Genomic DNA, 25,978 nt, shown 5'->3' on the forward strand with positions numbered 1-25,978 from the left:
TTTTACTGTTTGAGCGTCGCGCGCATGGCGGCGCGGGTCTCGTCGCGGGCGGCCATGCGCAGCACTGCCGCACGCTCAAGATCGCGCATCTCGCCTTCGAGGATCGGGCGCGACGGATCGCCCGCCGCCCCGCCGGTGACGACCTGGGCCAGATCCTCGGCAATCGTCAGAACGCGCCCGTCAACCCGCCCCGCGGCGTGATGCGCGCGGGTGGCACTCAACGCCCCGGCCATGCCCGCGGGGCCAGCCACCGCCAGAAGCTCCTCGACCGGCGGCGTGTAATCCGTGGCCATCGCACGGGCGAGGCCGGTCGCCACGCCTTCCACGTCGTCGCCATGCATCACGATCTCGTCTTCGGCGCGCAGCAGGTGAGCCGCGCGCGCCTCCGCCGCCGAGCCGGTCATCGGGCCGGGCAGCAGCAGATCAACGGTGCGCGCCGCCACCGCGGCAGGGCCAACGGCGCCGGTGGCCGGGTCAGACAGGCGGTGATACATCCGCGTCGTCCCGCCCCAGCCCGGCAGGATGCCCAGCCGGGTTTCGGGCAGGCCAAAGCGCGCCTCGGCATGGGCGACGACACGGTCGGCATGCAGCGTCACCTCGCAGCCGCCCCCGAGCGCGAGGCCACGCACCGCCGCCACCACCGGCATCGGCGCGGTGCGCAGCGCGGCAAAGGCGGCCTGCCCGCGCGACAGGAAATGGTCGAGCGCCGCCGGGTCTTCGGCGAGTTCAAGAAAACTGGCAAGGTCGGCCCCGGCGGAAAAGGCCCTTGGGTTGCCGGGCGCAAGAACGAGCGCCGACAATTTGCCGCCCGCGAGTCCGATGGCATGTTCCAGCACGTCGAACACTTCGGGCGAGAACACGCCCATCTTGGTTTTGATGCGGAATACGCCGAGCCCGTCGCCCGCATCTTCCAGCACCGCCGCCGCGTTCTCGGCCAGCACCGGCGCGGCGGAGGCGCTACCGCCCTGTCCTTTGGGATAGAAGCCGCCGTCGCGCGCGGCCTTCGCCAGCAGCTCCGGCACCGGCTCGCCCGCCTCCGCCAGCCGTGTGGCGATGAACTCGGCCCCGACCCGGTCGGCCTGGCGGAACGGCCCCTCGCGCCAGCCGTAGCCAAGCGCCACGGCGGTGTCGATCGAGGGCAGATCATGGGCGATTTCATCCGCGACGCTCGCGGTATAGGTGACGAGGCGCGCGAGCACCGTCCAGGCGTAGTCGCCAAGCCTGCCGCCTGCCTCGATCAGTGCGCGCAGATCGCCCGGCTTGCCCTGCCGGTCGAGCGGACGATAGGTTTGGCTCGCCAGATCGAGCGCCTCACGGCTGCCATCCCCGGCCTTGCGGTAGAAGCCCGCGCCGGACTTGCGCCCCAGCCGCCCCGCCGCGTTCATCTGCTGCGACAGCGCGCTGGCGGCGAGATCGTAGGCTTGCAGCCCGTCCGCATCCGGCAGAGTTTCGGCAAGCCGGCCCCAGACCAGCGGGATCAGGTCGATCCCGATCAGATCGAGCAGGCCGAAAACGCCGGTGGCCGGCACGCCGAAGGCGGAGATCACCGCATCGGCCTCTTCCACCGTGAGGCCCTGCCGCTCGGCCTCCAGCACCGCCATCGCGATCCAGTAGCAGCCGATCCGGTTGGCGATGAAGCCCGGCGTATCGCGGCAATCGACCACGGTCTTGCCCAGCACCTGCCGCCCGGCGCTGTGGGCGCGTGCCACGCTCTCCGGGTCCGATGCCGGGCCGGAGACGATTTCCAGAAGCTGCATGTGGCGCGGGGGGTTGAAGAAATGCGAGATCACGAAATCCCGGTCGAACCGCGCGCCCAGCCCCTCGACCAGCGCGGCGCGCAGGATCGTCGAGGTATTGGACGAGACGGTCGAGCCGTCCTTTCGCAGCGCTTCAAGCCGGGCGTAGAGATCGCGCTTGGCGCCGATATCCTCGATGATCGCCTCGACGATCCAATCGGCCTCGGCGACCCGGCCCAGGTGATCCTCGGTATTGCCCGCCCGCACCAGCGCCGCTGCCTCAGGCGACATGAAGCCGCCGGTCTTGAGCTGGCGCGCGATCCCGGCCTCAGCGGGGCCGTTGCGGCTGGCCTCGCCGGGAATGTCGATCAGATCGACCGGGATGCCGGCATTGGCGAATTGCGCGGCAATGCCGCCGCCCATCGAGCCCGCGCCGATCACGGCGGCGCGCTGTACCCCGGCGTCGAGCGCCCCGAATGCCGCCTTGCCCATCATGCTGCCTCCAGAATCATGGCGATGCCCATGCCACCGCCGATGCACTGGGTGGCGAGGCCGTATTTACCACCCTCGCGCTGCAGCAGCGAGGCGGTTTTGCCGACGAGCCGCCCGCCGGTCCCGCCAAGCGGGTGGCCGAGCGCGATCGCGCCGCCATCGACATTGAGCGTCGCCGGGTCGATGTCCAGCTCGCGGCGGCAGGCTTCGGCCTGGCTGGCGAAGGCTTCGTTCATCTCGACGATGTCGATGTCGCTCATCTTCAGACCCGCCCGGGCCAGCGCCTTGCGGCTGCTTTCCACCGGCCCCATGCCCATGATCCCCGGCGCGCAGCCCGACACGCCGAAGCCCGCGATCCGCGCAAGCGGGGTGAGGTTGTAGCGTTTCAGCGCCGCTTCGGAACAGATCAGCAGCGCCGTTGCGCCATCGGTCATCGGCGAGGAGGTGCCGGCGGTCACCGAGCCGCCTTCGAGGAAGGCCGGCTGGAGCGTGGCCAGCTTTTCGAGCGATGTATCGCGCGGGCAGCCGTCCTGATCGACCGTCCCGGCGGCGGTGTCCACCGGCGTGATCTCGGCGGCGAGGCGGCCATCGGCCTGAGCGGCAAGGGCCTTTTTCTGGCTGGCGAGCGCGAATTCCTCCTGCGTCTCGCGGTCGACGCCGTAATCGCGCGCCACACGTTCGGCGGTGAGGCCGACATTGATGAAATCGCTCACCAGCTCCGACGACCATTCCGGCGGCGGCGCGATGTTGAAGCCCATCATCGGCACCCGCGTCATGCTCTCGGCGCCACCGGCGATGAAGGTGTCGCCCGCGCCCATCGCCAGCATCCCGGCGGCCATCTGGATCGCCTGGATCGACGAGCCGCACCAGCGGTTGACCGTCGCGCCCGGCACCGTGTCGGGCAGCCCGGCGAGCAGCCCGGTGACGCGGCCGATATTGAGGCCCTGCTCACCCTCGGGAAAGGCACAGCCCCAGACCACGTCTTCGATCTCGTGGCCCGGCACGCCGGTGCGGTCCAGAAGCCCGCGGATCGCCGTGGCGCCGAGGTGATCGGGCCGCACGCCCGCGAGCGCGCCCTTGCGGGCAAAGGTGAAGGGCGTGCGGGTATAGGCCGCGATATAGACGTCTGTGCTCATATCTTGTATTCCGTGCATTGGTTATATGTATGCAATTTATCCGGGCGCAGGCCGCCCTTGATGTGGTCGGTGCGCCGGTCAGGCGCCGGCAGGTTCGGGAAGCAGGGCGCGGGTGGCGGCAACCAGCCGCTTCGCGCGGTCAAGCGGCGAGATGCCCGCATCGGCAAAGCGCTTCAGCGGCACTTCGATATCGACGGGGCACCCGGCGGGAAGGGCCGCGAGAAACTCGGGCAGCGGGAACTCGCCCTCGCCGGGGATGCCCCGGTTTTCGACCGCCTCGCCGAAGGGATTGGCGGGTGCGCGCAAAGGCCCGTCGCAGATCTGCGCCGCACCGATTGCGCGCCGGTCCGTCGCGGCGAGATCGGCCACGCTGCCGCCGGTGCGCAACAGGTGCAGCGGGTCGACCAGCAAGGTCAGGTTCGGGTGCCCGGCCTCCGCGATGAAGCGTTCGCCCGCACCGATGCTGCGCAGCTCGGAGAACTTCATGAACTCGACCGACACGGCAATGCCCCGCGCAGCCGCCGCCTCGGCAAGCGCGCTCATCCTGTCGCGGGCGCGGGCCATATCGGGATCCTGCACCAGCGCGGTGAGGCGGCGCGCGCCGATCTCGGCGCCCATGTCGAGCGCCGCGTTGAAATCGGCAATATCCGTATCGGGTTCGACCGAGAAGACCTCGATATTATGCACCCCGACCGCATGCGTGCGGCAAGCGGCGGTAAAGTCGCGCAGCCCCTGCCCCGGCTCGATCCGGGGAAAGATGTCGAGCTTCGGCGAGGGCGGCATGACGAAGACCGAGACCGAGGCCAACCCGACCGCCGCGGCGATGCCCGGCAGCTCGGCCGGTGCCACGTCGCGCAGGCAGAGCTGATGCAGGGTGAGCGCGCGCTCCATCGCTCAGGCTCCCAGATAGCTCTCGATGATGGTCTGATCGCCGGCCAGCTCGGCCGAGGGGCCCTCGTGGGTGATCAGGCCCCGGTCGAGCACATAGGCGCGGCTCGTCGCCTCCAGCGCGCGCAGCGCGTTCTGCTCGACGAGAAGCACCGTCAGCCCTTCCTCGTTGAGCCTGGTCAGCGCGTCGAACACCTGATCGGTGATCAGCGGCGACAGGCCGAGCGACGGCTCGTCGAGCAGCAGAAGCTCCGGCCCGCCCATCAGGGCACGGCCGATGGCCAGCATCTGTTGCTGGCCGCCCGACAAGGTGCCGGCGATCTGGTCGCGCCGCTCTTCCAGTACCGGAAACAACTCATAGACATGGTCGAGCGTGTAGCGGGTGGTGCGGCGGCCAAGGGCGATCTGGCCGACGAGCAGGTTTTCGTAAACGCTCATATCGGCGAGGATCTGACGGCCTTCGGGCACATGCAGGAGCCCCTGACGGGCCACCGCATGCGGGTTGAGTCCACGGGTTTCGCGCCCGCCGAACACGATCTCGCCCGCCTTGCGCCGCACCGCGTTCGACAGCGCGTTAAGCAGGGTGGATTTGCCCGCGCCGTTTGAGCCGATAAGCGCGACCATCTCGCCCTCCTCGACATGCAGCGACACGCCGCGCAGCGCCTTGATCCCCTTATAGGAGACGTGAAGATCCTTGACGTTCAGCATGTTGGTCAATGTTTCGATGTCCCGATATAGGCGGCGACCACTTTCGGGTCGCGGGTGACCTCGTGCGGGTCGCCCGAGGCGATCATGCGGCCGGAATCGAGCACGTAGACCTGTTTGCACAGGCGCGTGACGAAGCCCACATTGTGCTCGATCAGCAGAAGGCCCATGCCGCTGTTGGCAAGTTCGCGGAAGATGGTGGCAAGCTCGTCGCTTTCCACATCATTCATCCCCGCCACCGGCTCGTCGAGCAGAACGATATCGGGCTCGCTGGCGATGGCGCGGGCCATCTCGACCCGGCGTTGGTGGCCATAGGCAAGGTTGCCCGCCTCGGTATCGGCGTATTCGTCCAGCCCGAACCGGTCCAGAAGCGAATGGGCGCGCTCGCGGAAGGCGCGGTCTTCGCGCAGCGCCGCGGGCAAGCCGAGCAGGTTGGCGACCACGCCCGCATGTTCGCGCCGGTGAAAGCCGATCAGCACATTTTCCAGCACCGTCGCCTCCGGCAGCAGCCGGATATTCTGGAAGGTGCGGCTCACGCCCCGGCGCGCGACGATGTCGGAGCGGTCGGTGGCGATCGAGGTGCCGTCGAGGCGGATATCGCCATGGGTGAGCGACAGCACGCCCGAGATCATGTTGACCACGGTGGATTTGCCCGCCCCGTTCGGGCCGATGAGGCCGGTGATCTCGCCCGGCGGCACGACCATCGTGATGTCATCGACGGCCTTGAGGCCGCCGAAATGCTTGGAGACCCCCTCAAGATGAAGTGACGGCATCTTTCGCCTCCTTGGCTTGGGCACGGTTGGCGGCGGCAGCAGCGTGCCGGCGGCGGCGGAACCAGAACACGATCTCGTCGCCCACCCCGTTCGGCAGGAAGGTGATGACGAGGATCAGGATCACCCCGTTCACCGCCGGACGGTATTCGGCCAGCGGACGGGCCAGTTCGGGCAGGATCGCCATGATCGCCGCGCCCATGATCGGGCCAAGCAGCGTGGTGCGCCCGCCGAGGATGACCACGGTCAGCACGTTCACCATGAAGGCGAAGCCGAAATTGTGCGGCTCGATCTGGAACACATAGAGCGATTGCAGCCCGCCAAAGAGCCCGCCGACGGCGCCCGACAGGATGAAGGCCAGTGCGTGATAGCGCCCGATATTCACCCCGAGCGAGGCGGCCACGCTCTCTTCCTGGCGCAGCGCATCGAAGATGCGGCCAAGCCCGGTGCGGCCGATGGACCACATCACATACATGACCACGGCGACGATCACGAGCAGGATGCCGGTATTCATCACCCGCGGAATGCCGGTGACGCCGAGCGCCCCGCCGGTGAAATCCTCGGCGTAGAGCAAAAGCGAGATCACGATCTGCACGAAGGCGAGCGTGGCGATGGCCTGAAAGGCCCCGCGCAGGCGCGCCAGCGGCAGCGAGAGCAACAGCCCCCCGACCCCGGCGATGACCATGCCCAGCACCACCGACGCGGCGATGGGAAAGCCCGACTTGGTCACCAGGATGGCGACGGTATAGGCGCCGATCGCCGCGAAGCCGGCGGTGGCGATGGAGAACACGCCGGCGCGCAGGGCGATCTGCTGCGAATAGCCGAAGCCGACCGACAGCAGGAAGAAGTCGATGATCGGCTGGTAGGCGTAATAGAACTGGATCATTGGCGCGTTCCCCCGGCCACGGCATTGGCATCGCCGAACAGCCCGTTCGGCCGGATCAGCAGCACAACGAACAGCAGTGCGAAGATGATCGCATCGGTGAGCCCCGAGGGCAGATAGGCGACGGTGAGCGATTGCATGACCCCCAGCATGAGCGAGGCCACGATGGCCCCCGGCACGCTGCCGAGGCCGCCGATCACCACCACGACGAAGGCGCGCAGCATATAGGGCTCGCCCATCAGGAACTGCATCGAGTTGAACAGAAGCCCGATCAGAACGCCCGCAAGGCCCGCCAGCGCACCGGCGATGAAGAAGGTCTGCAGATAGACGCTCTGCGCATTGACCCCAAGCAGCGCCGCGGCGCGCTCATTGGTGGCGACGGCGCGCACCTGGCGGCCGAAGGTCGTCTTCTTGAGGTAGAAGATCAGCAGCGCCACGAGAACGGCGACCGTCGCGAGAATGACGAGTTGCAGAAGCGAGATCCGCAGCCCCATGAAGGTGTAGAACTTCACCGGGAAGGTGCCGAAGGGAAAGTTGAGCACCTGCGTTTTCGAGACCTGCTGCGCGATCGAGACCAGGATCAGATCAACCCCGATCGAACTCACAAGCGCCGGAAACTCGGCATTGCCGCGCTTGCGCAGCGACCGGAAGGCAATCAGATCGACCAGGATCGCGATCACCCCCGTGGCGACCATCGAGAACCCGATGGCCAGCAGGAAGGGCAGCCCGCTGATCGTGCAATAATAGGCGATGAAGGCGCCGGCCATGAAGGTCGCGCCATGAGCGAAGTTGAGCAGTTTCTGAACGCCGAAGATCAGCGTGAAGCCCAATGAAAAAAGCGCGTAGACCGATCCGGTCACCAGTCCGTTCAGGATTTGCTGTGAAAGCATGAAGCCACCCTGTTGGCGGGGCGTGACACCCCGGTTCCCGCTGCCCGGCGAGCCCCCGGAAGGGCCCGCCGGATATTGTGGTTACTCGCCGACGACAGCGAAGGCACCGTCTTTCACCTGCAACACTTTCATGCCGAAATGCGGCACGCGATGCTCGTCGTAGCTATAGGTGCCCTCACCCATGACAACCGGGATATCGGTCTGGGTGCCGAGAGCATCGCGCACACCTTCGCGGGTGACCGCGCCGGCGGCAACGGCATCCTTGATCGCATTGGCGATCACCTGCATGCCGGAATAGCCCACGGCGTGCCATTCGTCGGCGGGAATGCCGGTCTTGGCCTCGAAATTGGTCGAGAAGGCGCTCGAGAAGTCGTCGTAACCGCCCGGCACCCAGGCGCCCATGAGGTAGACGTTTTCAACCGCCGCGCCGCCCTTTTCGATGAAGGTCGGCGAGGCGAAGGCGTTATGGCCGAGGATCGGGATCGACGGGTCGAGCCCCGCCTGACGAAGCTGGATCACCAGGTTGGCGCCTTGCGCCGCCGGCGTGCCGATGAAGACGCAATCCTGTTCGGAGGTGGCGATCTTGGTGGCCAGCGCCGAGAAGTCGCTGTCGGCCAGCGCCACGCCATCGACCGAGGCGAGGTTCACGCCCTGAGCCTGGATCAGGTCTTCATATTTGCGCTGCAGCGCCACATAGGCCTCGTTGTCCTTCACGCCGATGATCGCGCAGTTCTTCGCACCGAGCGTCTGGGCGGTGAAATCGGCAATGTAGGGGATGGTCACATCCGCCGGCTGGGTGAGGATGAAGGACCACGGGCCGTTTTCGATGACTTCCATCGAGTTCGTCGTGGTAATCACCGGAAATTCCCGCTCGTTCGCCACATTGGCGCCCGCGAGCGCCACCGAGCCCGAAGTCGGCCCCATCACGATCAGCACATCCTCATCCGCCGCCAGACGGGTGATGAGCGAGAGCGTCTGGGTGCGGTCAGTTGCATCGTCGGCAACTTCGTAGACGAGGCTGTTGCCCTCGCCGAAGAAGCCGTTTGCGTTCAGCTCGTCCGCCGCCATCGCCGCGCCGTCGGCCACGTTCTTGCCGATGAAGGCCGCGCCGCCGGTCAGCGACTGCAGAATCACCATCTTGTATTCCTCAGCCATCGCCGAGGTAGACGCGGCCATAGCCGCCGCAAAGGCAGTGGCCGACATGCTAAGCTTAAGAAATTTCATGTTTTCCTCCCGGTTGGTGCCGCTTGAATGACGTTCATCCATGACGGAAGGCCCACACGGCCAGGCGCCTTCCGTTCTCGATGTATGGTAAACCGGCCCCAAAATATACACAACAATTGATTTCACCGCTTCAGGTGAGATCAAAACCGATACAATACCACCTCAAGTTACTGTTTTTTATTGATTTTATATTCATACACATTCACATGAACGCAACCGGCGCGGATTTTTCTTGTATACGGTAAAGTTGTTTTCCATATTCACAGAAAAGCACACAGACCGACACCGACCCAAGGGAGGCGAGATGCTCGCATTTCAGGAGTACACCGCAGTCACCACTATTGGCGATCTGCTCATGCATGCGGCCGCGGCCTATCCCGACAAGGATGCGCTCGTCTTCCCCGAGCGCCGGCTGAGCTTCGCCGAGCTGCGCGACGGCGCGATCCGCGTCGCCCGGGGATTGACCGCGATGGGCGTCGGGGCCGGCGATCATGTCGGCATGCTGTTGCCCTCGTCGGTGGAAACGGTCGAGGCGTTTTTCGGCATCGCGCTACTCGGGGCGGTCTCGGTGCCGATCAACGCACGGTTCCGTTCCCGCGAGCTGACCTATATCACCGAAAACGCCGATCTCGTGGCGATCGTCACCAGCGGCAAGGTCGCCGAAGGGCTGAACTTCGTCGACCGGCTGACCGAGAGCTTTCCCGAACTGGCGGAGCTGCCCGAAAACGCCAGCCTCGCGCTCGCCCGCGCGCCACGGCTGAAGCGCATCGTGCTGGTCAGCGACGACCACGCGCCCGGCTTCACCTCAGCCGAGACCTTTGCCGCCGCGGCCGAAACCGTGCCCGCCGCCGAGATCGCCCGCCTGCGCGCCCGCGTGCGCGTGTCGGATACCGGGCTGATCCTTTACACCTCGGGCACCACGGCAGACCCGAAGGGCTGCCTGATCAGCCATGAGGCGCTGGTGCGCACCGGCCAGGCCATGGCCAGGCGCTACGAGATGACCGAAAACGACGTGTTCTGGTCGCCGCTGCCGATGTATCACATCGGGGCGATGTTCCCGCTCTGCGCCGCTTATTCGGTGGGGGCGACATACCTTTCGATGCAGTATTTCGAGGCCGGCACGGCGATGGAGATGATCGAGCGCGACCGCGCCACCGTCGCCTATCCCAGCTTCGGCACTTTCATCTCCGACATGATCTATCACCCCGACTTCGAACAGCGCGATCTGAGCTCGATCCGGATCATGAATTCCAACATGGCGATGCAGCCGCCCAGCTTTGCACGCACGATCCAGGAGAAGATCCCCGGCATCATCCAGGTGGGCACCTATGGCATGACCGAAACCTCGGGCACGGTCACCACCAGCTTCCCCACCGACAGCTACGAAAGCCGCACCGGGCGGCTCGGCAAGCCCTTCGACGGGCTTGAGGTGCGTATCTGCCGGCCCGATGGCACGGCCTGCGACACGGACGAAATCGGCGAGATCTGCGTGCGCGGCTTTTCGATCTTCACCGCCTATTACAAGGACGACGCAAAGACCGCCGAGGCAAAGCGCGATGGCTGGTTCCATACCGGCGATCTCGGGGCGATGGACGCCGAAGGCACGCTGATGTTTCACGGCCGGCTCAAGGACATGCTCAAGGTGGGCGGTGAAAACGTTGCCGCGCAGGAAATCGAAACGCTGATTTGCAGCCACGAGGCGGTGAAGCTGTGCCAGGTGGTCGGCCGCGCCGACACCCGGCTGCAGGAAGTGCCGGTGGCCTTCGTCGAGCTGAAGCCCGGCACCGACGCCACCAGCGACGACATCATCGGCTATTGCCACGGCAAGATCGCCAGCTTCAAGGTGCCGCGCGATGTGCGCTTTGTCACCGAATGGCCGATGTCGTCGACCAAAATCCAGAAATTCAGGCTCAAGGAAATGCTTGAGGCATGACAACACGCGCAGAGGCCATCCGACTGATCCAGGCCACCTATTACGATGGGATCGACGCCGGCGACATGGCGCGCGCCACCTCGGCGCTGCACCCTGATGTGGACTGGAGCCACGCCCAGGTCTGGGCGCATCACGGCTTCGAGCGGGGCGAAGCCTCGGGGTGCCGGGGGCGACAGGCGGTGTATGACCTGCTGTCGGCGCGCGTGGCGGAACTCGCGCAGGCGCGGATCACCCATCGGATCGAAGATATGGTCTTCGAAGACGGTCGCGGCGCCTTCCTGGGCTATGTCGAAGGGCCGGGCGGCATGCGCAAGCCGTTCATGGTATGGTTCGAACTGTCGGACGGGCTGGTCAGCCGCTACACGCTGCGCCCGCTGTAGCGCCCTATTCCTCGGGCGCCAGCGTTACGCGGATACCGTCCAGCGCATCGGTCATCTCGATCTGGCAGGACAGGCGCGAATTTTCCCGGTAATGTTCGGTGAATTCGACGAGCTCGAATTCATCCGGCGATTGCGGATCGAGCTTGCCCAGCCAGTCTTCATCCACGTAGACATGACAGGTGGCGCAGGAGCAACTGCCGCCGCAGATCGACGCGATGTCGAGCCCGCCATTGTCGCGCAGGTTCAGCATCATCGACAGGCCGGTTTCGGCCTCGATCACCTTTTCGGTCCCGTCGCGGTCGGTGGCATGGATGATCGGCATATGGGTCTCCCGGCTTTTTGCTGACGTTATTGTATCCACAATCCATCGTCAACATATACAATTAGCCGAGATCGACCCGCGCCTCTCGCCCGTCCCACGCCTCGGCCGCCGCGTCGATCTTTGCGAAGAACCGGGCAAGTCCGGGCGTTGGCTGCACAAGCTCCAGCACGCGCCCGCAATCGTCGGGATCGGTATCGAGATAGGCGAAGGGAATGCCGGCGGTCGTGGTTCCGCCCATCAGCACATCAACGCCACGCATTTTCCAGCTTGCGAGATCGGCCTCGAGATCGTCGGTCAGCGCGCAGACGTGATGCAGCCCGCCCCCGGCGCGGTCGATGAAATCGGTAAACATCGACCGACCGCCCGCAACCTGCTGAATGATTTCGATCTGCATTCCCCGGTGGCTGGCCAGCGCCACCGCAATCTCTGCGTCACAGGGCTGGCCGCGATAGCTCACCTCGGCATAGGGCACCCGGCGCGACACGAAGAACGGGCCGACCCCGAGCACCCCTGCCCAATGGTCGATGGCGGCGTCGACATCGACAACCACATATCCAAGCTGCATGATCTTGCCAAAGCCGGCCATCTTTTCTCCGAACCAATAATACAGAACTTATGGTTTGCATATACGAGATGGCCGGGTAAAATACAAGGAACCCGGCACCAAGCGCGAACACTCCCTGATTCTGTGCCGCATGGAGGAGCCAAGACCATGAATCCGACCGAAGTTCAGCAGATCCTCGATCAGCAGGCCTATGAGTCCAAGCGGGGCGGCCCGCCCGAAGGATTTCCGCAGCTGCCCGACATTCCCGGCGACCGCTATGTCGACCCGGCATTCAACGAGCTGGAGCGCGACCGGATGTGGCACAAATCCTGGGTCTACGCGATCCATGCCGACGAAGTGCCCGAGGTTGGCTCCTATGTGCAATGGACCCGCCTGGGCGAGCCGCTGTTCTTCATCCGTGGCGAAGACGGCACCGTGCGCTGCTTCTACAACACCTGCCGCCATCGCGGCGCGCCGGTGGTCACCGAACCCTCGGGCAAATCGCGCGGCGTGACCTGCAAGTATCATGGCTGGACCTACAATACCCGTGGCGAGCTCATCAACCTGCGCGACCGACGCGACTTCGTCAATCTCGACCTGAGCTGCCGCTCGCTGATCGAAGTGCGCTGCGAGAACATCGGCAACCTCTATTTCGTCAACCTCGACGACGACGCGGTGAGCCTGCGCGACTATCTCGGGCCCGTGGCCGACAATCTGGACGAATGCCGCCCCGATACGCTGCGGCTGGTGGACAAGACAGCGATCAAGGTGGATTGCAACGTCAAGATCCTGCTCGATGCCTTCTTCGAGGTCTATCACCTGAAGTCGATCCACCAGAACACGGTGGACCGCTTCCTTGACCACCGGGGCAGCGCCATCACCCTCTGGCCGGGCGGGCACAGCCGCATGGTGACGCCCTATAAGCGCGAAGGCTGGACCGATCCGGGCATCAAGGGGCTGCCCGAGGTGGAGGGCATGGACCCGTGGTTTGCCAATACCAATTATTCCGTGCTCGCCTATCCCAACCTCGTCTCGCCGATTGCCACCGCCGGCATTCCGGTGCTGTGCTTCTGGCCCGAAACGATCGACACAATGGTGGTCGAAGTGCATTGGTTCGCCCCCTCCTGGGGCGACGGCCCGCGCCCGGAGATCTGGGATACGCGGCTTAAGAACTTCCTCGCCATCCTCGACGAAGACCTGCAATTCGCCGACAAGATCCAGAAATCGGTCGAAAGCAAGGGGCTGCGGGGCTTCCCGCTGAACTACCAGGAGCGGCGCATCTACCACTGGCACGAGGAACTCGACCGGCGTATCGGCGCGGCCGACATCCCCGAGGCCCTGCGTGTGCCCGAGCGGCTGGGCGAGTGGGTGACCACCCCTGCCCCGGCGGATGCCGCCGAACCCGCCGAAACCTGAACCGCCATGCCCGGTGACACAGCCGAACACCCGCCGGTTCTGACCGAGCGGCATGGGGCGGTGCAGGTTATCACCCTGAACCGCCCGCATGCGTCGAACGCCATGGACGCCGCCGGCTCCTACCTGGTCGACCGCTATCTGCGCGAGGCCGAGGCCGACCCGCAGATCGGCGCCATCGTGCTGACCGGCGCGGGCGGCCGCGCCTTTTGCGCCGGGATGGACCTCAAGGAAGCCTCCGAGCGTGGCGCGGGTCACGGCCTTGTGCCCGGTGCGGGCTTTTGCGGCGTGACCGAGCGGGTCATCGCCAAGCCGGTAATCGGCGCGATCAACGGCGCGGCGGTGGCGGGCGGCTTCGAGATTTCGCTGGCCTGCGACATGCTCATCGCCGTCGAGGGCGCGCTGTTCGGGCTGCCCGAGGTCAAACGCGGCATGGTCGCCTTCACCGGCGGGGTGCAGCGCCTCGCCCAGCAATTGCCGCGCCAGACCGGCATGGAGATCATGTGCCTTGGCACGCTCCTGACCGCCGAACGGCTGCACGAGATTGGCGTGGTCAACCGCGTGGTGCCGCAGGACCGGCTGATCGACGAAACGCTCGCCTTCGCCAACCTCATGCTCGACAATTCGTGGAAGGCCATTGCCTTCGGCAAGGAGCTGTTCAATCACGCGATGCACGAGCCGCTGGCCGATGCCATCGCGCGCGGCCATGCCGATGCCGACCGGCTGATGCGTTCGGAGGACAGCCGCGAGGGGATCGCGGCCTATGCCGAGCACCGCGCCGCGGATTTCAGGAAGGAAACACCCGAATGACCGACACCACGCCGACGAAATGGGGCCTCACCCCGCAGGAACTGGCCACTCTGCCCACCGTCTTTGCCCCCGATCTTCTGGCCGGGCAGCGGTTTCTCGTCTCCGGCGGCAGCCAGGGCATGGGCAAGGCGATGGTGTTCCTGCTCGCCCGGCTCGGCGCGCGGGTGATGATCTGCGGGCGGACGGAAGAAAAGCTCGTCCAGACCCAGCGCGAGGTGAAAGAGCTGGTGGGCGCCGATATTTCCTGGCGCGCCATGTCGATCCGCGATGTCGATCAGGTCGATGCGCTGCTCGACGACACCTTCGAGGAATTCGGCGGGCTGGATACGCTCGTCAACAATGCTGGCGGGCAGTTTCCGCAAAACGCCATCGACTTTTCGCGCAAGGGCTGGAACTCGGTCATCGACCTCAACCTCAACGGCACCTGGTGGATGATGCAGGGCGCCGCGCAGCGCTGGCGCGACCGAGGCGAAGGCGGACATGTGCTGTCGAACGTCGCCCATGTCGAACGCGGGATGCCGCAAGCCGCCCATACCTGCGCCGCGCGGGCGGGCGTGATCTACATGTCGCGCACCGTGGCCACCGAATGGGCGCCGCTCGGCATCCGGGTCAATTGCGTCGCGCCGGGCGCCATCGCCACGGAAGGGCTGAGCCTCTATCCGCCGGAAGCGACGAAGCGCTTCAACAACGTCAACCCGATGCGGCGCATGGGCAATGCCTGGGACGTGGCGGAAGGTGTCGTCTACCTCTCCGCGCCCTCCGGCAATTTCATCACCGGCGAGGTGCTGACCATCGACGGCGGCATGCGGATGTGGGGCACGGTCTGGCCCGCAGGCGTGCCCGAGCACTTCCAGGTATATTAAGCGGGAAGGCTTGGTTGGCCCCGGCGCGGCACAGGCCCGCCGGGACCGCGACTTTGGATCAGCGCGGGATCATCGACATCGTGGCCTTGGTCACGCCGCCATCCACCACCAGCTCATGGCCATTCACGTAAGACGCGGCATCCGAGGCGAGCCACATGACCGCTTCGGCAATGTCGTGCTCCGTTCCGAGCCGGCGGCTGGGCACGCCCATGCGGCGGCGCTCCACCACGGCATTGTCGTCATAAACAGTCGTCGACATGCCGCCATGGATCATACCCGGCGCTACGGCGTTGATCCGCAGGCCGAGCGGCCCCCATTCCTGCGCCATCAGCTCCGTCATCGCCGCCAGCCCGCGCTTGGCCCCGGCATAGGCATGGGTGCCGGGGCTGGTGGCGATCCCGCCCGTCGAGGTGATATTGACGATGCTGCCCGAGCCACGCGCGATCATCCGTTCGGCCACCAGCCGTGCCACGGTGAACGCGCCGGTGAGGTTGACCGCGATCACCTTGGCGAAGTCTTCGGTGGAGGTTTCGAGCAGTGGCTTGAAAGTGACGATGCCGGCGTTATTGACCAGCAGATCGGGCACCGCCCCCAGCGCATCGAGCGCGGCGGTCACCGTCTCTTCCCGGGTCACGTCGCCTTCGAAAAACCGCGCCGCCGGCAGCTCTGCGAGAACCGGTTCGGCACGCGCGCGCGACAGATCGAACAGCGCGACCTCCCAGCCCTGCGCCTGCGCCAGCCGCGCCGTTTCGGCGCCAAGACCGACCCCGCCCCCCGTGATGAATGCAAGCGGCATTGCCACCTCCTGTTGTATACCTTACAATATTATTCTGAACACAAAATGAACCCAAGGGAAGGATAAATCGACGTGCAACATCCGCCCGACACTGCTCTTCCGCGCCCCGAAGCCGACACACTGGCCGGGTTTGCCGCCCATTGGGCCACGATACAGGGCAATGCGCCCGCGCTTGGGCCTTTGAGCTGGGCGGACCTCGATGCCGCAATCCGCGCGCATAAGGTTTCAGGCCCCGTCGTTGCGGTGCCGGGGGACGAGCTTGCCACCACCCTGCCCCATGCGCTCGCTGCGCTCGGCTCGGCGGCGGCCCTCCTCGCCCCGGCGCAGCCGACCAAACGGGCCAGACCGGGCGAATTGATCCTGCCCCTGCACCTCGCCGGCGGTGAAGAGCTGGTGCGCTATGCCGAGACGGGCCTCGCTGCGATGGGCCGGGCGCTGGCGCGGCGCTACCACCTCGCCCCCAACGACCGGATCTGGCTCGACGGTGCGCTGACCGAGCCTGCAAGCTGGCTCATCCTTGCCGCCGCGCTCTACGCCGGATGCCCTGTTTCTCTTGATCCGGAGGGCGCCACCATCGCCTGGCAGCTCAACGGCGGCACCCCCTGCACCAGCGCGGCGCTGCGGCTCATTCACCTGCGCGCCGGGCGCGACACCCTTGCCGAATTGCAGCGCAGCCGGCCCGATCTGACCGTGGTGAACGGGCTGGCTCTGGCCCAGGCCGGCGGCCTGCCGCTGTGCTCCGACCCGCGCGACCCCGCCGCCACCGTCGCGGCGACGATGGGCCGGCCACTGCATGGCATGGAAGTGATGATCGTCGATCCGCGCACCGGGATGGACATGCTGCTTTACGAAACCGGCGAAGTCTGGCTGCGCGGGCCGGGGGTGATGGCGGGCTATGCCAACGGCATCGCCCCGTTCGAGCCAGCGCGCTTCCTGCGCACCGGCATCCTCGGTTTTCTCGACAGTGAAGGCCGCCTCGTGCTCTCGCGCACCGAGGAAGAGGCCTTGCTCGGTGCCGCCTGATATTCGTATGCACAATATCACTTTGTCATATATTTTTTCATAGCACTCCTGATACACTTTGCCGGACTCACCGATGAGAGGGAGGAGATTGCGATGCGGACGGATCGCAGCGTTGATGTGCTTGTGATCGGCTCGGGCGGCGCGGGGCTGACCGCCGCCGTCACCGCGATGAAAGCGGGGCTTGAGGTGCTGGTGGCCGAGAAAGACACGGTGTTCGGCGGCACCACCGCGACGTCAGGCGGCGTGATATGGGTTCCGATGAACCGCCACGCACAGAAGCTGGGCGCCGAGATCGGGGTAGAGGACAGCATCGCGAATGCCCGCCGTTACCTGGAGATCGAGGCCGGCCAATACCTCGACCGCGACCGGATCGAGGCCTATCTCGCCTCCGGTCCGGCAATGGTCGATTTCATGGAGCGGGAAACCGAGGTCAGGTTCCACGCGATGGACTTTCCCGATTACCATTCCGAGGAAGAGGGCGCGTCGCGGATCCGGTCGCTCGGCACGCTGGAATACGATGCCGGCAAGATGGGCGACATGATGGCGACGCTGAAGGGCGAGTTGCCGCAGACGCTGTTCATGGGCCTCGCGCTCGGCTCGTCGCTGGAGATGAAGAATTTCATGAAGGCCGGCCGCTCGATCACCGCGATGGGCTTTGTCGCCAAGCGCATGATCCGGCATTTCCGCGATGTGGCGCTGCACGGCTCCAGCCAGTCGATCGTGCGTGGCCGGGCGCTGATCGCCCGCCTCGCGCGCTCGCTGGCGGACGGCAACGTGCCAATCTGGCTCGAAAGCCCGGCGCGCGAGCTGATCGTCGAGGATGGCCGCGTGGTCGGCGCACGGCTCGACACGCCCGACGGGCCGGTAAACGTGCATGTGCGCCACGGCGTCGTGCTGGCCGCCGGCGGCTACCCGCGCGACCGCGAGCGCCGCCGCGAGCATCACCCCGGCGTCACCGCGACGATGGAGCCGGTCCTGCCCGTGCCGATGGGCAATACCGGCGACAGCGCGCGCATGGCCGAGGCCGCGGGCGGGCGGTTCAACGGCAACCTCGCCACCGCCGCCGCCTGGATGCCCACCTCGCAACTGCCCGGCGCGAGCGATTTCACCGGGGTCTGGCCGCATCTCGTCGACCGGACCAAGCCCGGCTTCATGATGGTCACCCCGGACGGGCGGCGCTTTGCCAATGAAAGCTGCTCCTACCGCGATCTCATTCCCGAAATGCTGCGCGCCTTCGAGGAACGCGGCACCGACGTGGCCTGGCTCATCGCCGATCACCGGGCGGTGAAGCGCTGGGGCATCGGCTTTGTGCGCCCCTTCCCGATCCCGCATGGCACATACCTGCGCAACGGCTACCTCAAGCGCGGGCAGACGCTGGACGATCTCGCCCGGATCTGTGGCATCGACGCCGCCGAGCTGAGCGCGAGCGTGAAGCGGTTCAACAGTTTCGCGCGCAGTGGGGTGGACGAGGATTACCATCGCGGGGCCTCGAAGTATGACCGTCACCACGGCGACGAGGAAAATCACCCCAACCCGGCGCTGGGGCCGCTGGAACGCGGGCCGTTCTACGCGGTGCGGATCTATCCGGGCGAAATCACCTCCTACAAGGGCCTCGCCACCGATCTGCATGCCCGCGTGCTGGACGCCGCCGACCGGCCCATTGCGGGCCTCTATGCCGTGGGCAACGACCAGGCCAATGTGTTCGGCGGCGCCTATCCCGGCGCCGGGGCGACGATCGGGCCGGGCATGGTCTTTGGCTGGCGGGCGGCCAAGCACCTTGCCGAAACCGCCGGGCGCAGCCTGCCGGGCGTAACGGGCGAAACCGAAAGGCTGGCAGCGGAATGACCGAGATGAATCCCTCCCTGCGCCAATGCGACGTTCTGGTGATCGGCACCGGGGGTGCCGGGCTCACCGCCGCGATCACCGCGAAGAAGGCCGGGCTTTCGGTGCTGATCGCCGAGAAAGATGCCGTGTTCGGCGGCACCACCGCCACCTCAGGCGGTGCGCTCTGGGTGCCCGGCACGCACCATTCAGCCGAACTGGGCGCCAAAACCGGCGAGGCCGACAGCCGCGAACAGGCCCAGCGCTATCTTGAGATCGAGGCGGGCCAGCGGCTCGACCCGGCCAAGCTTGCCGCCTTCCTCGATGACGGGCCGCGTATGATCGACTTTCTCGAACGCGAGACCCATGTCCGCTTCACCGCCATGCCCTTTCCCGACTACCATTCCGAGCAGGAAGGGGCCGCCGCCACCCGGTCGCTGTTCAGCGTGCCGATCACGGCGGGCGAGGTCGGCCCGGTGCTGGCCGATCTCAAGCGCGAATTGCCGCAAACCTCGTTTCTCGGCATGACCATGCGGTCGGGCGCGGAGGTGCAGCTTTTCTTCAGCGCCACCCGCTCGTTCAGCGCCTTCCGCCACGTGGCGGCCCGGATGCTGCGCCATGTCTGGGACATGGTGCGTCATGGCGAGAGCCAGAGCCTGACCACCGGGCGCGCGCTCGTCGCCCGGCTCGGGCGCACGGTCCATGAGCTGGGCATTCCGATGCTGCTCTCCTCGCCCGCGCGCAGCCTGATCCGCGAGGGCGAGGCCGTTACCGGCGCGGTGCTCGACACGCCGGACGGGCCGCTGATTGTGAACGCCGGAGCGGTAATCCTCGCCGCCGGCGGCTATCCCCGCGACCCGGCCCGCCGGCTGGCGGAGCATCCCGAGCCGGTCAACCGGCTGCCGCTGATCTCGCCCGTGCCGCCGGGCAATACCGGCGACAGCGCCAATATGGCCGAGGCCATCGGCGCGCGGTTCCAGTCGAACGGGGCCAATGCCGGGGCGTGGATGCCGGTGTCGCAAATGCCCGGCGTCGAGGGCTTTACCGGCGTCTGGCCACATCTGGTCGACCGCTACAAGCCGGGCTTCCTGATCGTCCTGCCCGATGGGCGGCGCTGCGCGAACGAAAGCGCCAGCTACCACGACCTGGGCAAGCAGATGATCGCCGCGATGGCGGAACGCGGAGCGACCCACGGCTGGATCATCGGCGACGGCCCCGCCGTGCGCCGTTGGGGGATCGGCTTTCAGAAGCCCTGGCCGATGCCGCAGGGCAAACTGTTGCGCAACGGCTATCTGCTGAAGGCGGAGAGCCTCGAAGCGCTGGCGAAACGTGCCGGGATCGACCCCGAGGCGCTGGCCGAAACCGTCGCCGCGTTCAACACCCATGCAAGCAACGGCGAAGACCCCGAGTTCCACCGTGGCCGCGCGCCCTATGACCGTTACCACGGCGACCCGAGCCACAGGCCGAACCCGGCGCTGGGGCCGCTTACAACCGGGCCATATTATGCGGTAAAGATCCACGTCGGCGAGATCGGCAATTTCAAGGGCATCGCCACCGATGAAAACGCGCAGGTGCTCGATACGTCCGACAGGCCAATCCCCGGCCTCTACGCGGTGGGCAACGACATGGCCAACGCCTTTGGCGGCAGCTACCCCGGCGGCGGCGGCACGCTGGGGCCGGGCATGACCTTTGCCTATCGCGCCGCGCGCCACGCGGCGGAGATGTCAGCCAAGCGCTAGCCGCGCCGCGTTCTGGCCGGCGACGCGCCCGAAGATCACGGCGTTGCCGACCGAAGCGCCGCCCCCGGCATAGCAGGGGCCAGCGAAGCCGCCCGTGGTTTCGCCCGCTGCGAACAGCCCCGGCATCGGCCTGTCGGCCAGATCGAGCACCCGCGCCTCGGCGTCGATGCGCAGGCCCATCCCGGTCCAGCAAACCACCGCCGGACGGATGCGGGCACCGTAGAACGGCGGCGTTTCGACCGGGCGCAGGTGGCGGGCCTCCTTGAAAAAGGCGGTATCGGCCCCGGCCCGGGCATCGGCGCTGTAGCGCGCGGCGGTGGTGACGAGCGCACCGGGGCGCACGCCGAGAATATCGGCGAGCGCTTCGAGCGTATCGGCCTGTTTGAGCAGGCCCGAAGCGGCAAACTCCGCCAATCGCTCCGCCGACCAGTTGGGCGCGGGCGTGGCTTTGGCCCCGGCGCGGGCCGCCTCGTCGAAAATGGCGAAGCATTCGCCCGCCGTCTGCCCACTCAGCACCTCCGCCAGCACCGAATATTCGGTCGACTCGTCGATGAAGCGGCGCCCCTCATGGGTCACCTGCATCAGCCAGGGCGGCAGGTAGGGCTCCAGATCCTGGGTAAAACCGGGGGTCATCAGCAACAGCCCGCGGTCGCGCCCGGTGATCTCGGCGCCGGCGCGCTGCGCCATCTCTATCCCGTCGCCGCGGCATTCATCGGCGCCGATATACCAGGCCAGCGCCCCCTGTTTGGCCGCGCTCGGGTAATGCTCGGCCCACATCCGCCGGTTATTGCCAAAGCCGCCGGCGGCGATCACCACCGCGCCCGCCGTCACCTGCTCGCCGCCGACGCGCACGCCGCGCACGCCCCCTTCCCCAACGATCAGATCTTCCACGCGGGTATGCGTCGCCAGATCGACGCTGCGCCCGGCCAGCGCCCCCTCCAGCGCATCGGCAATGTCTTCGCCATGACGCGCCGCGCGATGGCCGCGCGCGATCTTGTCCACCCCGGAGACGTAGAGGTTTTCGAGCGGAAACTCGGCCCCGAGCCCGACCAGCCATTCGAAGGTGGGCGCCGACAGATCGCAGTAGCGCCGCACCAGAGCCGGGTCCACTTTGTACTGGTTTACGGTCATGTAGTAATGAAACTGATCGTCGGGGTTATCCTCGATCCCGGCCTTGCGTTGCAGGCTGGTGCCCGCCGCCCAGAACACCCCGCCCGACAGCCGGGTCGATCCCCCGGCCCGCGCCCCGGCTTCGAGCAACAGCACCCGTGCGCCGGCCGCGCTGGCCTCGGCGGCGGCGGCAAGCCCAGCGCCCCCGGCGCCGATGACGATCACGTCAAAATCCGTTTCAGCCATGCTGTTCTCCTGTGCGTGGGCGACGACGATATCCCGGCTGTCAGCCATCGCCGCCTGTCAGCCGGTCGATCTCGGCCAGATCGTCCGCATCCAGCATCCAGCCGGTAGCGGCGACGTTGGCGGCGATCTGCTCAGGCTTGGTCGCCCCGGCCATCACCGAAGCCACGGTGGGGCGGGTCAGCAGCCAGGAAAAGGCCAGCTCGACCAGGCTGCGCCCGCGCGCCTCGCAGAACCCGGCAAGCGCCTCGGTCCGCGCCCAGTTCGCCTCGGTCAGATAGCGGTCCGCGAGCCGGCCAAGTTTGGCGAAGCGGCTGTCTTCCGGCACACCGGCATTGCGGCGATACTTGCCGGTAAGGAGGCCGGAGGCGAGCGGGAAATAGGGCAGGAAACCCACGCCATAGCGCTCCAGCGCCGGGATCAGGCTGGTTTCCTTGTCGCGCACCAGCAGGCTCAACTCGTCCTGAATCGAGATGAAGCGATGGGTGCCCAGTTCGCGCGCGATATATTCGGCCTCCACCACCTCCCACGCGGCGAGGTTGCAGGCGCCGACGTAGCGCACCTTGCCCGCGCGGATCAGATCGTCGAAGGCGCGCAGCGTTTCGTCAATCGGCGTGGCCGGGTCGGACCAGTGCAACTGGTAGAGGTCGATCCAGTCGGTCCTGAGGCGGCGCAGGCTGTCTTCGACCGAGCGGACCACGTTCGCCCGGCTGCCGCCCTTGCTGCCATCGGCCATTTCCAGCCCGACCTTGGTCGACAGCACCACCTCGCCGCGCCGGGGGCCGAGCAATTCGCCCAGCATCGTCTCGGAACCGCCGGAATTGCCGTAGACATTCGCCGTGTCGAGAAAGGTGATGCCGTGGTCGAGGGCTGCGTCGAGCACGGCGCGGCTCTCGTCGATCCCGATGGTCCAGCCGAAATTGTTGCAGCCCAGCCCGACCGCCGAGACCTTCAGACCGGACCGCCCGAGATTCCTGTAATCCACGGCACTCTCCTCAGATGTTGATCGCCCGCCCGAACGCCGCCAGCGCCGCCTCTTTCATCACCTCGGAAATCGTCGGATGCGGGAAAACCACGTCGAACAATTCCGCCTCAGTCGTCTCCAGCGCCATCGCGGTGGCGAAGCCCTGGATCAGTTCCGTTACCTCCGCCCCGGCCAGATGCGCGCCCAGAAGCTCGCCGGTATCGGCATCGAAGATCACCTTGGCCATACCCTGATCCTCGCCCATCGCAATGGCCTTGCCGTTGCCCAGGAAGGGGAAGGTGCCGACCCGCACCGCATGCCCGCCCTCGCGCGCCGCCGCCTCGGTGAGACCGATGCTGGCAACCTGCGGATCGCAATAGGTGCAGCCGGGAATGCGGCTGCGGTCGAGCGCATGGGGCGCGCCGCCTGCGATCGTCTCGACACAGATCATCGCCTCGTGCTCGGCCTTATGGGCCAGCATCGGCGCACCGGTGATATCGCCGATGGCCCAGATACCGGCGGCACTCGTCCGCCCCGCCGCATCGACGCGCACGATCCCGCCATCGAGCGCGACGCCCGCCTCCTCCAGCCCCAGCCCCTCGGTATTGGCGACGATGCCGGCGGCGCTGATCAGCCGCTCGGCCTTGAGCGTTTCGCCCCCCGTCAGGGTGACCGACACGGCGGACTTGCCCGCCTTCACCGCCTCGACGCGCGCGCCGGTGCGAAAGGCGATCCCGCGCTTGCCCAGCGCTTTTTCCATGAAGGCCGAAATCTCGGCATCCTCGGCAGGCAGGATACGGTCGAGCACTTCCACCACGGTCACCTCGGTGCCCATCGCGGCATAGAAGCTGGCGAACTCGACGCCGATCGCGCCGGAGCCGACCACGATCAGCGATTTGGGCAGGTGCGCGGGCTTCAGCGCCTCGAAATAGGTCCAGATCCGGTCGCCGTCCGGCTCGATCCCCGGCAGCACGCGGGGGCGCGCGCCGGTGGCGAGCACGATATGATCGGCGCTGTAGCGCCCGGCGGGTTTGATCCCCTTCGGGCGCGGCGCCTGCGGCTCTTGGGCGGGCCGGGCCGGTTCGGCCACCTCGACAATGCCGCCGCCCGCAAGCCGCGCCTCGCCCCAGATCACGTCCACCTTGTTCTTGCGCAGCAGCATCGCCACGCCGCCCGCCATCCGCTCGGCAACGCCGCGCGAGCGGGCCACGACCCTGGCGATATCGGGTTTGACCTTGCCGGTGAGCGTGATGCCGAAGTCTTCGAAATGTGCGGCATGGGTCATCATCTCGGCTGAGCGCAGCAGCGCCTTGGTGGGGATACAGCCCCAGTTGGAGCAGATCCCGCCCAGATGCTCGCGCTCGACCACGGCGGTTTTCAGCCCGAGCTGCGCGGCGCGGATCGCGGCGGTATAGCCACCCGGCCCGCCGCCGATGATGATGATATCGTAATCAGCCATGCTACTGCCCCCTGAACTCCGGTTTGCGGCGCGCGGCGAAGGCCGCGACACCCTCTTTGAAATCGTCCGTCCGGGCGGCGGCGACGAAACCCGCGCGCTCGGCGTCGAGCTGCTCTGCCAGCGAGGCACCGGGCGCGGCATCGACCAGCCGGCGGAACCGGCCAAAGCTGCGGGTCGGCCCCGCCGCAACCCGCGCGGCCAGCCTGCGTGCCCTGTCGTCCACCTCGTCCGCCGGGCACAGTTCGGTGACCAGCCCCGCCGAAAGCGCCTCTTCAGGCGTGAGCGGACGGCCCAGCAGCATCATTTCCATCATCCGGCCCCGGCCCAGCCGATGGGTGAGGAACCAGCTTCCGCCGCAATCGGGCACACCGGCCACCTGATCATAGGCGAGCAACAGCTTGGCCGCCTCGTCGAGCACCACCAGATCGGCCCCGGCCATGAGCGAAAGCCCGGCCCCCGCCGCCACGCCGCGCACGGCGGCGATCACCGGCGCATCGTTCTCGCGCAGGGCAAGGATGGCCGGGTTCAGCGCCTCCAGCAGCGCGTCGATCACCTCGTGACCGCGGTCGGGATCGGCGGCCATGGCCGATACGTCGCCACCGGCGACAAAGCCCTTGCCCTCGGCGGTGATCAGGATGGCGCGCACATCCGGCCGCGCCGTCACCTCGGCCACCGCCGCCCCGAAAGCACGTGCTGTAGGGAGGTCCAGCGCGTTCAGCGCTTCGGGGCGGTTCAGACGGAGCTCGGCGACGGCTCCATCCACGGTGGTTCTGACGAGCCCGGCGGTCATGGCTTCGGGATCCCGGGTACGAAGGCGAGTCTCTTCACGGCAATTCCTCCCCCTTCTGTATAGGTCTCAATGTTATTGTGTGTAAATTACATAGTTTTTGCATACATTTACTTTGAGCACTTATTCCCAATAAAATATCATATCATTCATGAGGTATCGACAGGTCCGCCCCGGTAATCCACAGATATTTGGGCTTGCCATCAGGCAGATTATCGGTCTTTGTGTATACGAAATTTTCCAAAGGCCGATACCGGCCGGAACCGTCTGGGAGGAAGCTTATGGATCTGGGTCTGAAGGGCAAGAAGGCCATCGTCACCGGCGCCACCAAGGGCATTTGCCGCGCGCTCGTCGAAATTCTCGCACAGGAAGGCTGCGATATCGCCTTCTGTGCCCGCAGTCAGGACGATGTCGACGCCACCGCGGAAGCGCTCAAGGGCTACGGCACCAGGATCGTCGGCGGCACCGCCAACGTGAAAGACGTCGAGGGCTACCAGAAATGGCTGACCGAAGCGGCGGAAGAGCTGGGCGGCTGCGATATCTTCGTGCCCGGCGTCTCGGCCGGCGGCGGCATGGAAGGCGAAAAGAGCTGGTACCGCGCCTTCGAGATCGACCTGATGGGCGTCGTGCGCGGCTTCGATGCGCTGTTTCCCTTCCTCAAGGCCTCGGGCAATGCCAGCGTCGTCTTCATCTCGACCACGGCGGCGGTCGAAACCTTCATCGCCCCGATGCCCTATAACGCGATCAAGGCATCGCTCATCACCTATGCCAAGCAGCTCAGCCAGGCCCATGCCAAGCGCGGCATCCGGCTCAACGTGGTCTCGCCCGGCCCGATCCTGATCGAAGGCGGAAGCTGGGACCAGATCCGCCAGAACGACGAAGCCTTCTTCAACTCGATCCTCGCCCAGCAGCCAGACGGGCGCATGGGCGAGGCCGACGAGGTGGCGCGCACCATCGCCTTCCTCGCCTCGGATGCGGCGAGCTGGGTGACCGGCACCAACCTGATCGTCGACGGCGGCTTTACCAAGCGCGTCCAGTTCTGAGGCA

Annotated in this window: 24 protein-coding genes; 9 read left to right on the forward strand and 15 right to left on the reverse strand. The window is 66.5% G+C overall.

The genetic code is table 11. From position 1 onward, the window contains the following. Positions 1-2 precede the first annotated feature (2 nt). The 8 genes from QMG28_RS17445 to QMG28_RS17480 all read right to left on the reverse strand — a co-directional run bounded on the left by QMG28_RS17445 (position 3) and on the right by QMG28_RS17480 (position 8,724). Entirely contained in the window at positions 3-2,228 is a 2,226-nt protein-coding gene (locus QMG28_RS17445; protein WP_281843602.1) for a 3-hydroxyacyl-CoA dehydrogenase/enoyl-CoA hydratase family protein, read from the reverse strand. Continuing rightward, entirely contained in the window at positions 2,228-3,364 is a 1,137-nt protein-coding gene (locus QMG28_RS17450) for a thiolase family protein (protein ID WP_281843603.1), read from the reverse strand. Before QMG28_RS17450 ends, QMG28_RS17445 begins: the two co-directional genes overlap by 1 nt. A gap of 78 nt (positions 3,365-3,442) precedes the next feature. Then, positions 3,443-4,255: a sugar phosphate isomerase/epimerase family protein gene (locus QMG28_RS17455; protein ID WP_281843604.1), complete on the reverse strand. Its 813-nt coding sequence runs from the start codon at positions 4,253-4,255 to the stop codon at positions 3,443-3,445. Between the two features lie 3 nt (positions 4,256-4,258). Next, positions 4,259-4,960, reverse strand: a complete 702-nt coding sequence (locus tag QMG28_RS17460) for an ABC transporter ATP-binding protein (RefSeq protein WP_281843605.1) — start codon at positions 4,958-4,960, stop codon at positions 4,259-4,261. Between the two features lie 5 nt (positions 4,961-4,965). Next, the gene (locus QMG28_RS17465; RefSeq protein ID WP_281843606.1) at positions 4,966-5,730 is read right to left on the reverse strand and encodes an ABC transporter ATP-binding protein; all 765 of its coding nucleotides are present in this window, start codon (positions 5,728-5,730) and stop codon (positions 4,966-4,968) included. After that, positions 5,711-6,613 (reverse strand): branched-chain amino acid ABC transporter permease, encoded by a 903-nt coding sequence (locus QMG28_RS17470; RefSeq protein WP_281843607.1) that lies wholly within the window; start codon positions 6,611-6,613, stop codon positions 5,711-5,713. Before QMG28_RS17470 ends, QMG28_RS17465 begins: the two co-directional genes overlap by 20 nt. Beyond that, positions 6,610-7,500, reverse strand: a complete 891-nt coding sequence (locus QMG28_RS17475) for a branched-chain amino acid ABC transporter permease (RefSeq protein ID WP_281843608.1) — start codon at positions 7,498-7,500, stop codon at positions 6,610-6,612. Before QMG28_RS17475 ends, QMG28_RS17470 begins: the two co-directional genes overlap by 4 nt. Before the next feature lie 81 nt (positions 7,501-7,581). After that, positions 7,582-8,724 carry an ABC transporter substrate-binding protein gene (locus tag QMG28_RS17480; RefSeq protein WP_281843609.1) on the reverse strand — a complete coding sequence of 381 codons (1,143 nt, stop codon included), beginning with the start codon at positions 8,722-8,724 and terminating at the stop codon, positions 7,582-7,584. A gap of 304 nt (positions 8,725-9,028) precedes the next feature. On the opposite strand from QMG28_RS17480, the gene QMG28_RS17485 reads away from it, so the two are divergent. After that, the gene (locus QMG28_RS17485; protein ID WP_281843610.1) at positions 9,029-10,657 is read left to right on the forward strand and encodes a class I adenylate-forming enzyme family protein; all 1,629 of its coding nucleotides are present in this window, start codon (positions 9,029-9,031) and stop codon (positions 10,655-10,657) included. Continuing rightward, positions 10,654-11,037, forward strand: coding sequence for a nuclear transport factor 2 family protein (locus tag QMG28_RS17490; protein WP_281843611.1), 384 nt, complete (start codon positions 10,654-10,656; stop codon positions 11,035-11,037). The genes QMG28_RS17485 and QMG28_RS17490 overlap by 4 nt, the downstream gene beginning before the upstream one ends. A gap of 4 nt (positions 11,038-11,041) precedes the next feature. On the opposite strand, the gene QMG28_RS17495 is transcribed toward QMG28_RS17490, so the two are convergent. Both QMG28_RS17495 and QMG28_RS17500 read right to left on the reverse strand, forming a co-directional pair. Beyond that, the gene (locus tag QMG28_RS17495; protein WP_281843612.1) at positions 11,042-11,359 is read right to left on the reverse strand and encodes a 2Fe-2S iron-sulfur cluster-binding protein; all 318 of its coding nucleotides are present in this window, start codon (positions 11,357-11,359) and stop codon (positions 11,042-11,044) included. 61 nt (positions 11,360-11,420) lie between these two features. Further along, positions 11,421-11,945, reverse strand: coding sequence for a VOC family protein (locus QMG28_RS17500; protein ID WP_281843613.1), 525 nt, complete (start codon positions 11,943-11,945; stop codon positions 11,421-11,423). Between the two features lie 126 nt (positions 11,946-12,071). Between QMG28_RS17500 and QMG28_RS17505 the strand changes: the two genes are divergently transcribed. From QMG28_RS17505 to QMG28_RS17515, 3 genes are read left to right on the forward strand one after another with little or no spacing between them, the layout of a single operon-like run. Continuing rightward, complete coding sequence (locus QMG28_RS17505; protein WP_281843614.1) at positions 12,072-13,319, forward strand: aromatic ring-hydroxylating oxygenase subunit alpha; 1,248 nt, start codon at positions 12,072-12,074, stop codon at positions 13,317-13,319. Between the two features lie 6 nt (positions 13,320-13,325). Next, positions 13,326-14,126 carry an enoyl-CoA hydratase/isomerase family protein gene (locus tag QMG28_RS17510; RefSeq protein ID WP_281843615.1) on the forward strand — a complete coding sequence of 267 codons (801 nt, stop codon included), beginning with the start codon at positions 13,326-13,328 and terminating at the stop codon, positions 14,124-14,126. After that, positions 14,123-14,989, forward strand: coding sequence for an SDR family oxidoreductase (locus tag QMG28_RS17515; RefSeq protein WP_281843616.1), 867 nt, complete (start codon positions 14,123-14,125; stop codon positions 14,987-14,989). The genes QMG28_RS17510 and QMG28_RS17515 overlap by 4 nt, the downstream gene beginning before the upstream one ends. A gap of 58 nt (positions 14,990-15,047) precedes the next feature. Here QMG28_RS17515 and QMG28_RS17520 read toward each other — a convergent pair whose 3' ends face one another. Continuing rightward, positions 15,048-15,785 carry an SDR family NAD(P)-dependent oxidoreductase gene (locus QMG28_RS17520; RefSeq protein WP_281843617.1) on the reverse strand — a complete coding sequence of 246 codons (738 nt, stop codon included), beginning with the start codon at positions 15,783-15,785 and terminating at the stop codon, positions 15,048-15,050. 72 nt (positions 15,786-15,857) lie between these two features. Here QMG28_RS17520 and QMG28_RS17525 point away from each other — a divergent pair, with 72 nt between their 5' ends. From QMG28_RS17525 to QMG28_RS17535, 3 genes are all read left to right on the forward strand, one after another. Continuing rightward, complete coding sequence (locus QMG28_RS17525) at positions 15,858-16,808, forward strand: AMP-binding protein (protein ID WP_281843618.1); 951 nt, start codon at positions 15,858-15,860, stop codon at positions 16,806-16,808. A 93-nt stretch (positions 16,809-16,901) separates the two neighbouring features. Continuing rightward, positions 16,902-18,653 (forward strand): FAD-dependent oxidoreductase, encoded by a 1,752-nt coding sequence (locus tag QMG28_RS17530; RefSeq protein ID WP_281843619.1) that lies wholly within the window; start codon positions 16,902-16,904, stop codon positions 18,651-18,653. Then, entirely contained in the window at positions 18,650-20,368 is a 1,719-nt protein-coding gene (locus QMG28_RS17535) for an FAD-dependent oxidoreductase (RefSeq protein WP_281843620.1), read from the forward strand. The genes QMG28_RS17530 and QMG28_RS17535 overlap by 4 nt, the downstream gene beginning before the upstream one ends. Here the strand turns inward: QMG28_RS17535 and QMG28_RS17540 are convergent. Genes QMG28_RS17540 through QMG28_RS17555 form a run of 4 tightly spaced genes read right to left on the reverse strand, consistent with a single transcriptional unit; the run spans position 20,354 to position 24,934 of the window. Then, positions 20,354-21,724: an FAD-dependent oxidoreductase gene (locus QMG28_RS17540; RefSeq protein ID WP_281843622.1), complete on the reverse strand. Its 1,371-nt coding sequence runs from the start codon at positions 21,722-21,724 to the stop codon at positions 20,354-20,356. The two genes, QMG28_RS17535 and QMG28_RS17540, sit on opposite strands and share 15 nt — an antisense overlap. A 40-nt stretch (positions 21,725-21,764) precedes the next feature. Continuing rightward, positions 21,765-22,706, reverse strand: coding sequence for an aldo/keto reductase (locus QMG28_RS17545; RefSeq protein WP_281843623.1), 942 nt, complete (start codon positions 22,704-22,706; stop codon positions 21,765-21,767). Positions 22,707-22,716: 10 nt separating this feature from the next. Then, complete coding sequence (gene lpdA / locus QMG28_RS17550) at positions 22,717-24,144, reverse strand: dihydrolipoyl dehydrogenase (protein WP_281843624.1); 1,428 nt, start codon at positions 24,142-24,144, stop codon at positions 22,717-22,719. Between the two features lies 1 nt (position 24,145). Then, positions 24,146-24,934: an enoyl-CoA hydratase/isomerase family protein gene (locus QMG28_RS17555; protein ID WP_281843625.1), complete on the reverse strand. Its 789-nt coding sequence runs from the start codon at positions 24,932-24,934 to the stop codon at positions 24,146-24,148. A gap of 278 nt (positions 24,935-25,212) precedes the next feature. Between QMG28_RS17555 and QMG28_RS17560 the strand changes: the two genes are divergently transcribed. After that, entirely contained in the window at positions 25,213-25,974 is a 762-nt protein-coding gene (locus QMG28_RS17560; RefSeq protein WP_281843626.1) for an SDR family NAD(P)-dependent oxidoreductase, read from the forward strand. Positions 25,975-25,978 lie beyond the last annotated feature (4 nt).

Source organism: Sinisalibacter aestuarii, from assembly GCF_027923545.1.
Classification (GTDB): Bacteria; Pseudomonadota; Alphaproteobacteria; order Rhodobacterales; family Rhodobacteraceae; genus Sinisalibacter; species Sinisalibacter aestuarii.

Bases quoted from the DNA above. Each gene is read 5' to 3' on its own strand.
- QMG28_RS17445 (WP_281843602.1), bottom strand. From the start codon at position 2,228: ATGGGCAAGGCGGCATTCGGGGCGCTCGACGCCGGGGTACAGCGCGCC.
- QMG28_RS17450 (WP_281843603.1), bottom strand. From the start codon at position 3,364: ATGAGCACAGACGTCTATATCGCGGCCTATACCCGCACGCCCTTCACC.
- QMG28_RS17455 (WP_281843604.1), bottom strand. From the start codon at position 4,255: ATGGAGCGCGCGCTCACCCTGCATCAGCTCTGCCTGCGCGACGTGGCA.
- QMG28_RS17460 (WP_281843605.1), bottom strand. From the start codon at position 4,960: ATGCTGAACGTCAAGGATCTTCACGTCTCCTATAAGGGGATCAAGGCG.
- QMG28_RS17465 (WP_281843606.1), bottom strand. From the start codon at position 5,730: ATGCCGTCACTTCATCTTGAGGGGGTCTCCAAGCATTTCGGCGGCCTC.
- QMG28_RS17470 (WP_281843607.1), bottom strand. From the start codon at position 6,613: ATGATCCAGTTCTATTACGCCTACCAGCCGATCATCGACTTCTTCCTG.
- QMG28_RS17475 (WP_281843608.1), bottom strand. From the start codon at position 7,500: ATGCTTTCACAGCAAATCCTGAACGGACTGGTGACCGGATCGGTCTAC.
- QMG28_RS17480 (WP_281843609.1), bottom strand. From the start codon at position 8,724: ATGAAATTTCTTAAGCTTAGCATGTCGGCCACTGCCTTTGCGGCGGCT.
- QMG28_RS17485 (WP_281843610.1), top strand. From the start codon at position 9,029: ATGCTCGCATTTCAGGAGTACACCGCAGTCACCACTATTGGCGATCTG.
- QMG28_RS17490 (WP_281843611.1), top strand. From the start codon at position 10,654: ATGACAACACGCGCAGAGGCCATCCGACTGATCCAGGCCACCTATTAC.
- QMG28_RS17495 (WP_281843612.1), bottom strand. From the start codon at position 11,359: ATGCCGATCATCCATGCCACCGACCGCGACGGGACCGAAAAGGTGATC.
- QMG28_RS17500 (WP_281843613.1), bottom strand. From the start codon at position 11,945: ATGGCCGGCTTTGGCAAGATCATGCAGCTTGGATATGTGGTTGTCGAT.
- QMG28_RS17505 (WP_281843614.1), top strand. From the start codon at position 12,072: ATGAATCCGACCGAAGTTCAGCAGATCCTCGATCAGCAGGCCTATGAG.
- QMG28_RS17510 (WP_281843615.1), top strand. From the start codon at position 13,326: ATGCCCGGTGACACAGCCGAACACCCGCCGGTTCTGACCGAGCGGCAT.
- QMG28_RS17515 (WP_281843616.1), top strand. From the start codon at position 14,123: ATGACCGACACCACGCCGACGAAATGGGGCCTCACCCCGCAGGAACTG.
- QMG28_RS17520 (WP_281843617.1), bottom strand. From the start codon at position 15,785: ATGCCGCTTGCATTCATCACGGGGGGCGGGGTCGGTCTTGGCGCCGAA.
- QMG28_RS17530 (WP_281843619.1), top strand. From the start codon at position 16,902: ATGCGGACGGATCGCAGCGTTGATGTGCTTGTGATCGGCTCGGGCGGC.
- QMG28_RS17535 (WP_281843620.1), top strand. From the start codon at position 18,650: ATGACCGAGATGAATCCCTCCCTGCGCCAATGCGACGTTCTGGTGATC.
- QMG28_RS17540 (WP_281843622.1), bottom strand. From the start codon at position 21,724: ATGGCTGAAACGGATTTTGACGTGATCGTCATCGGCGCCGGGGGCGCT.
- lpdA (WP_281843624.1), bottom strand. From the start codon at position 24,144: ATGGCTGATTACGATATCATCATCATCGGCGGCGGGCCGGGTGGCTAT.
- QMG28_RS17555 (WP_281843625.1), bottom strand. From the start codon at position 24,934: ATGACCGCCGGGCTCGTCAGAACCACCGTGGATGGAGCCGTCGCCGAG.
- QMG28_RS17560 (WP_281843626.1), top strand. From the start codon at position 25,213: ATGGATCTGGGTCTGAAGGGCAAGAAGGCCATCGTCACCGGCGCCACC.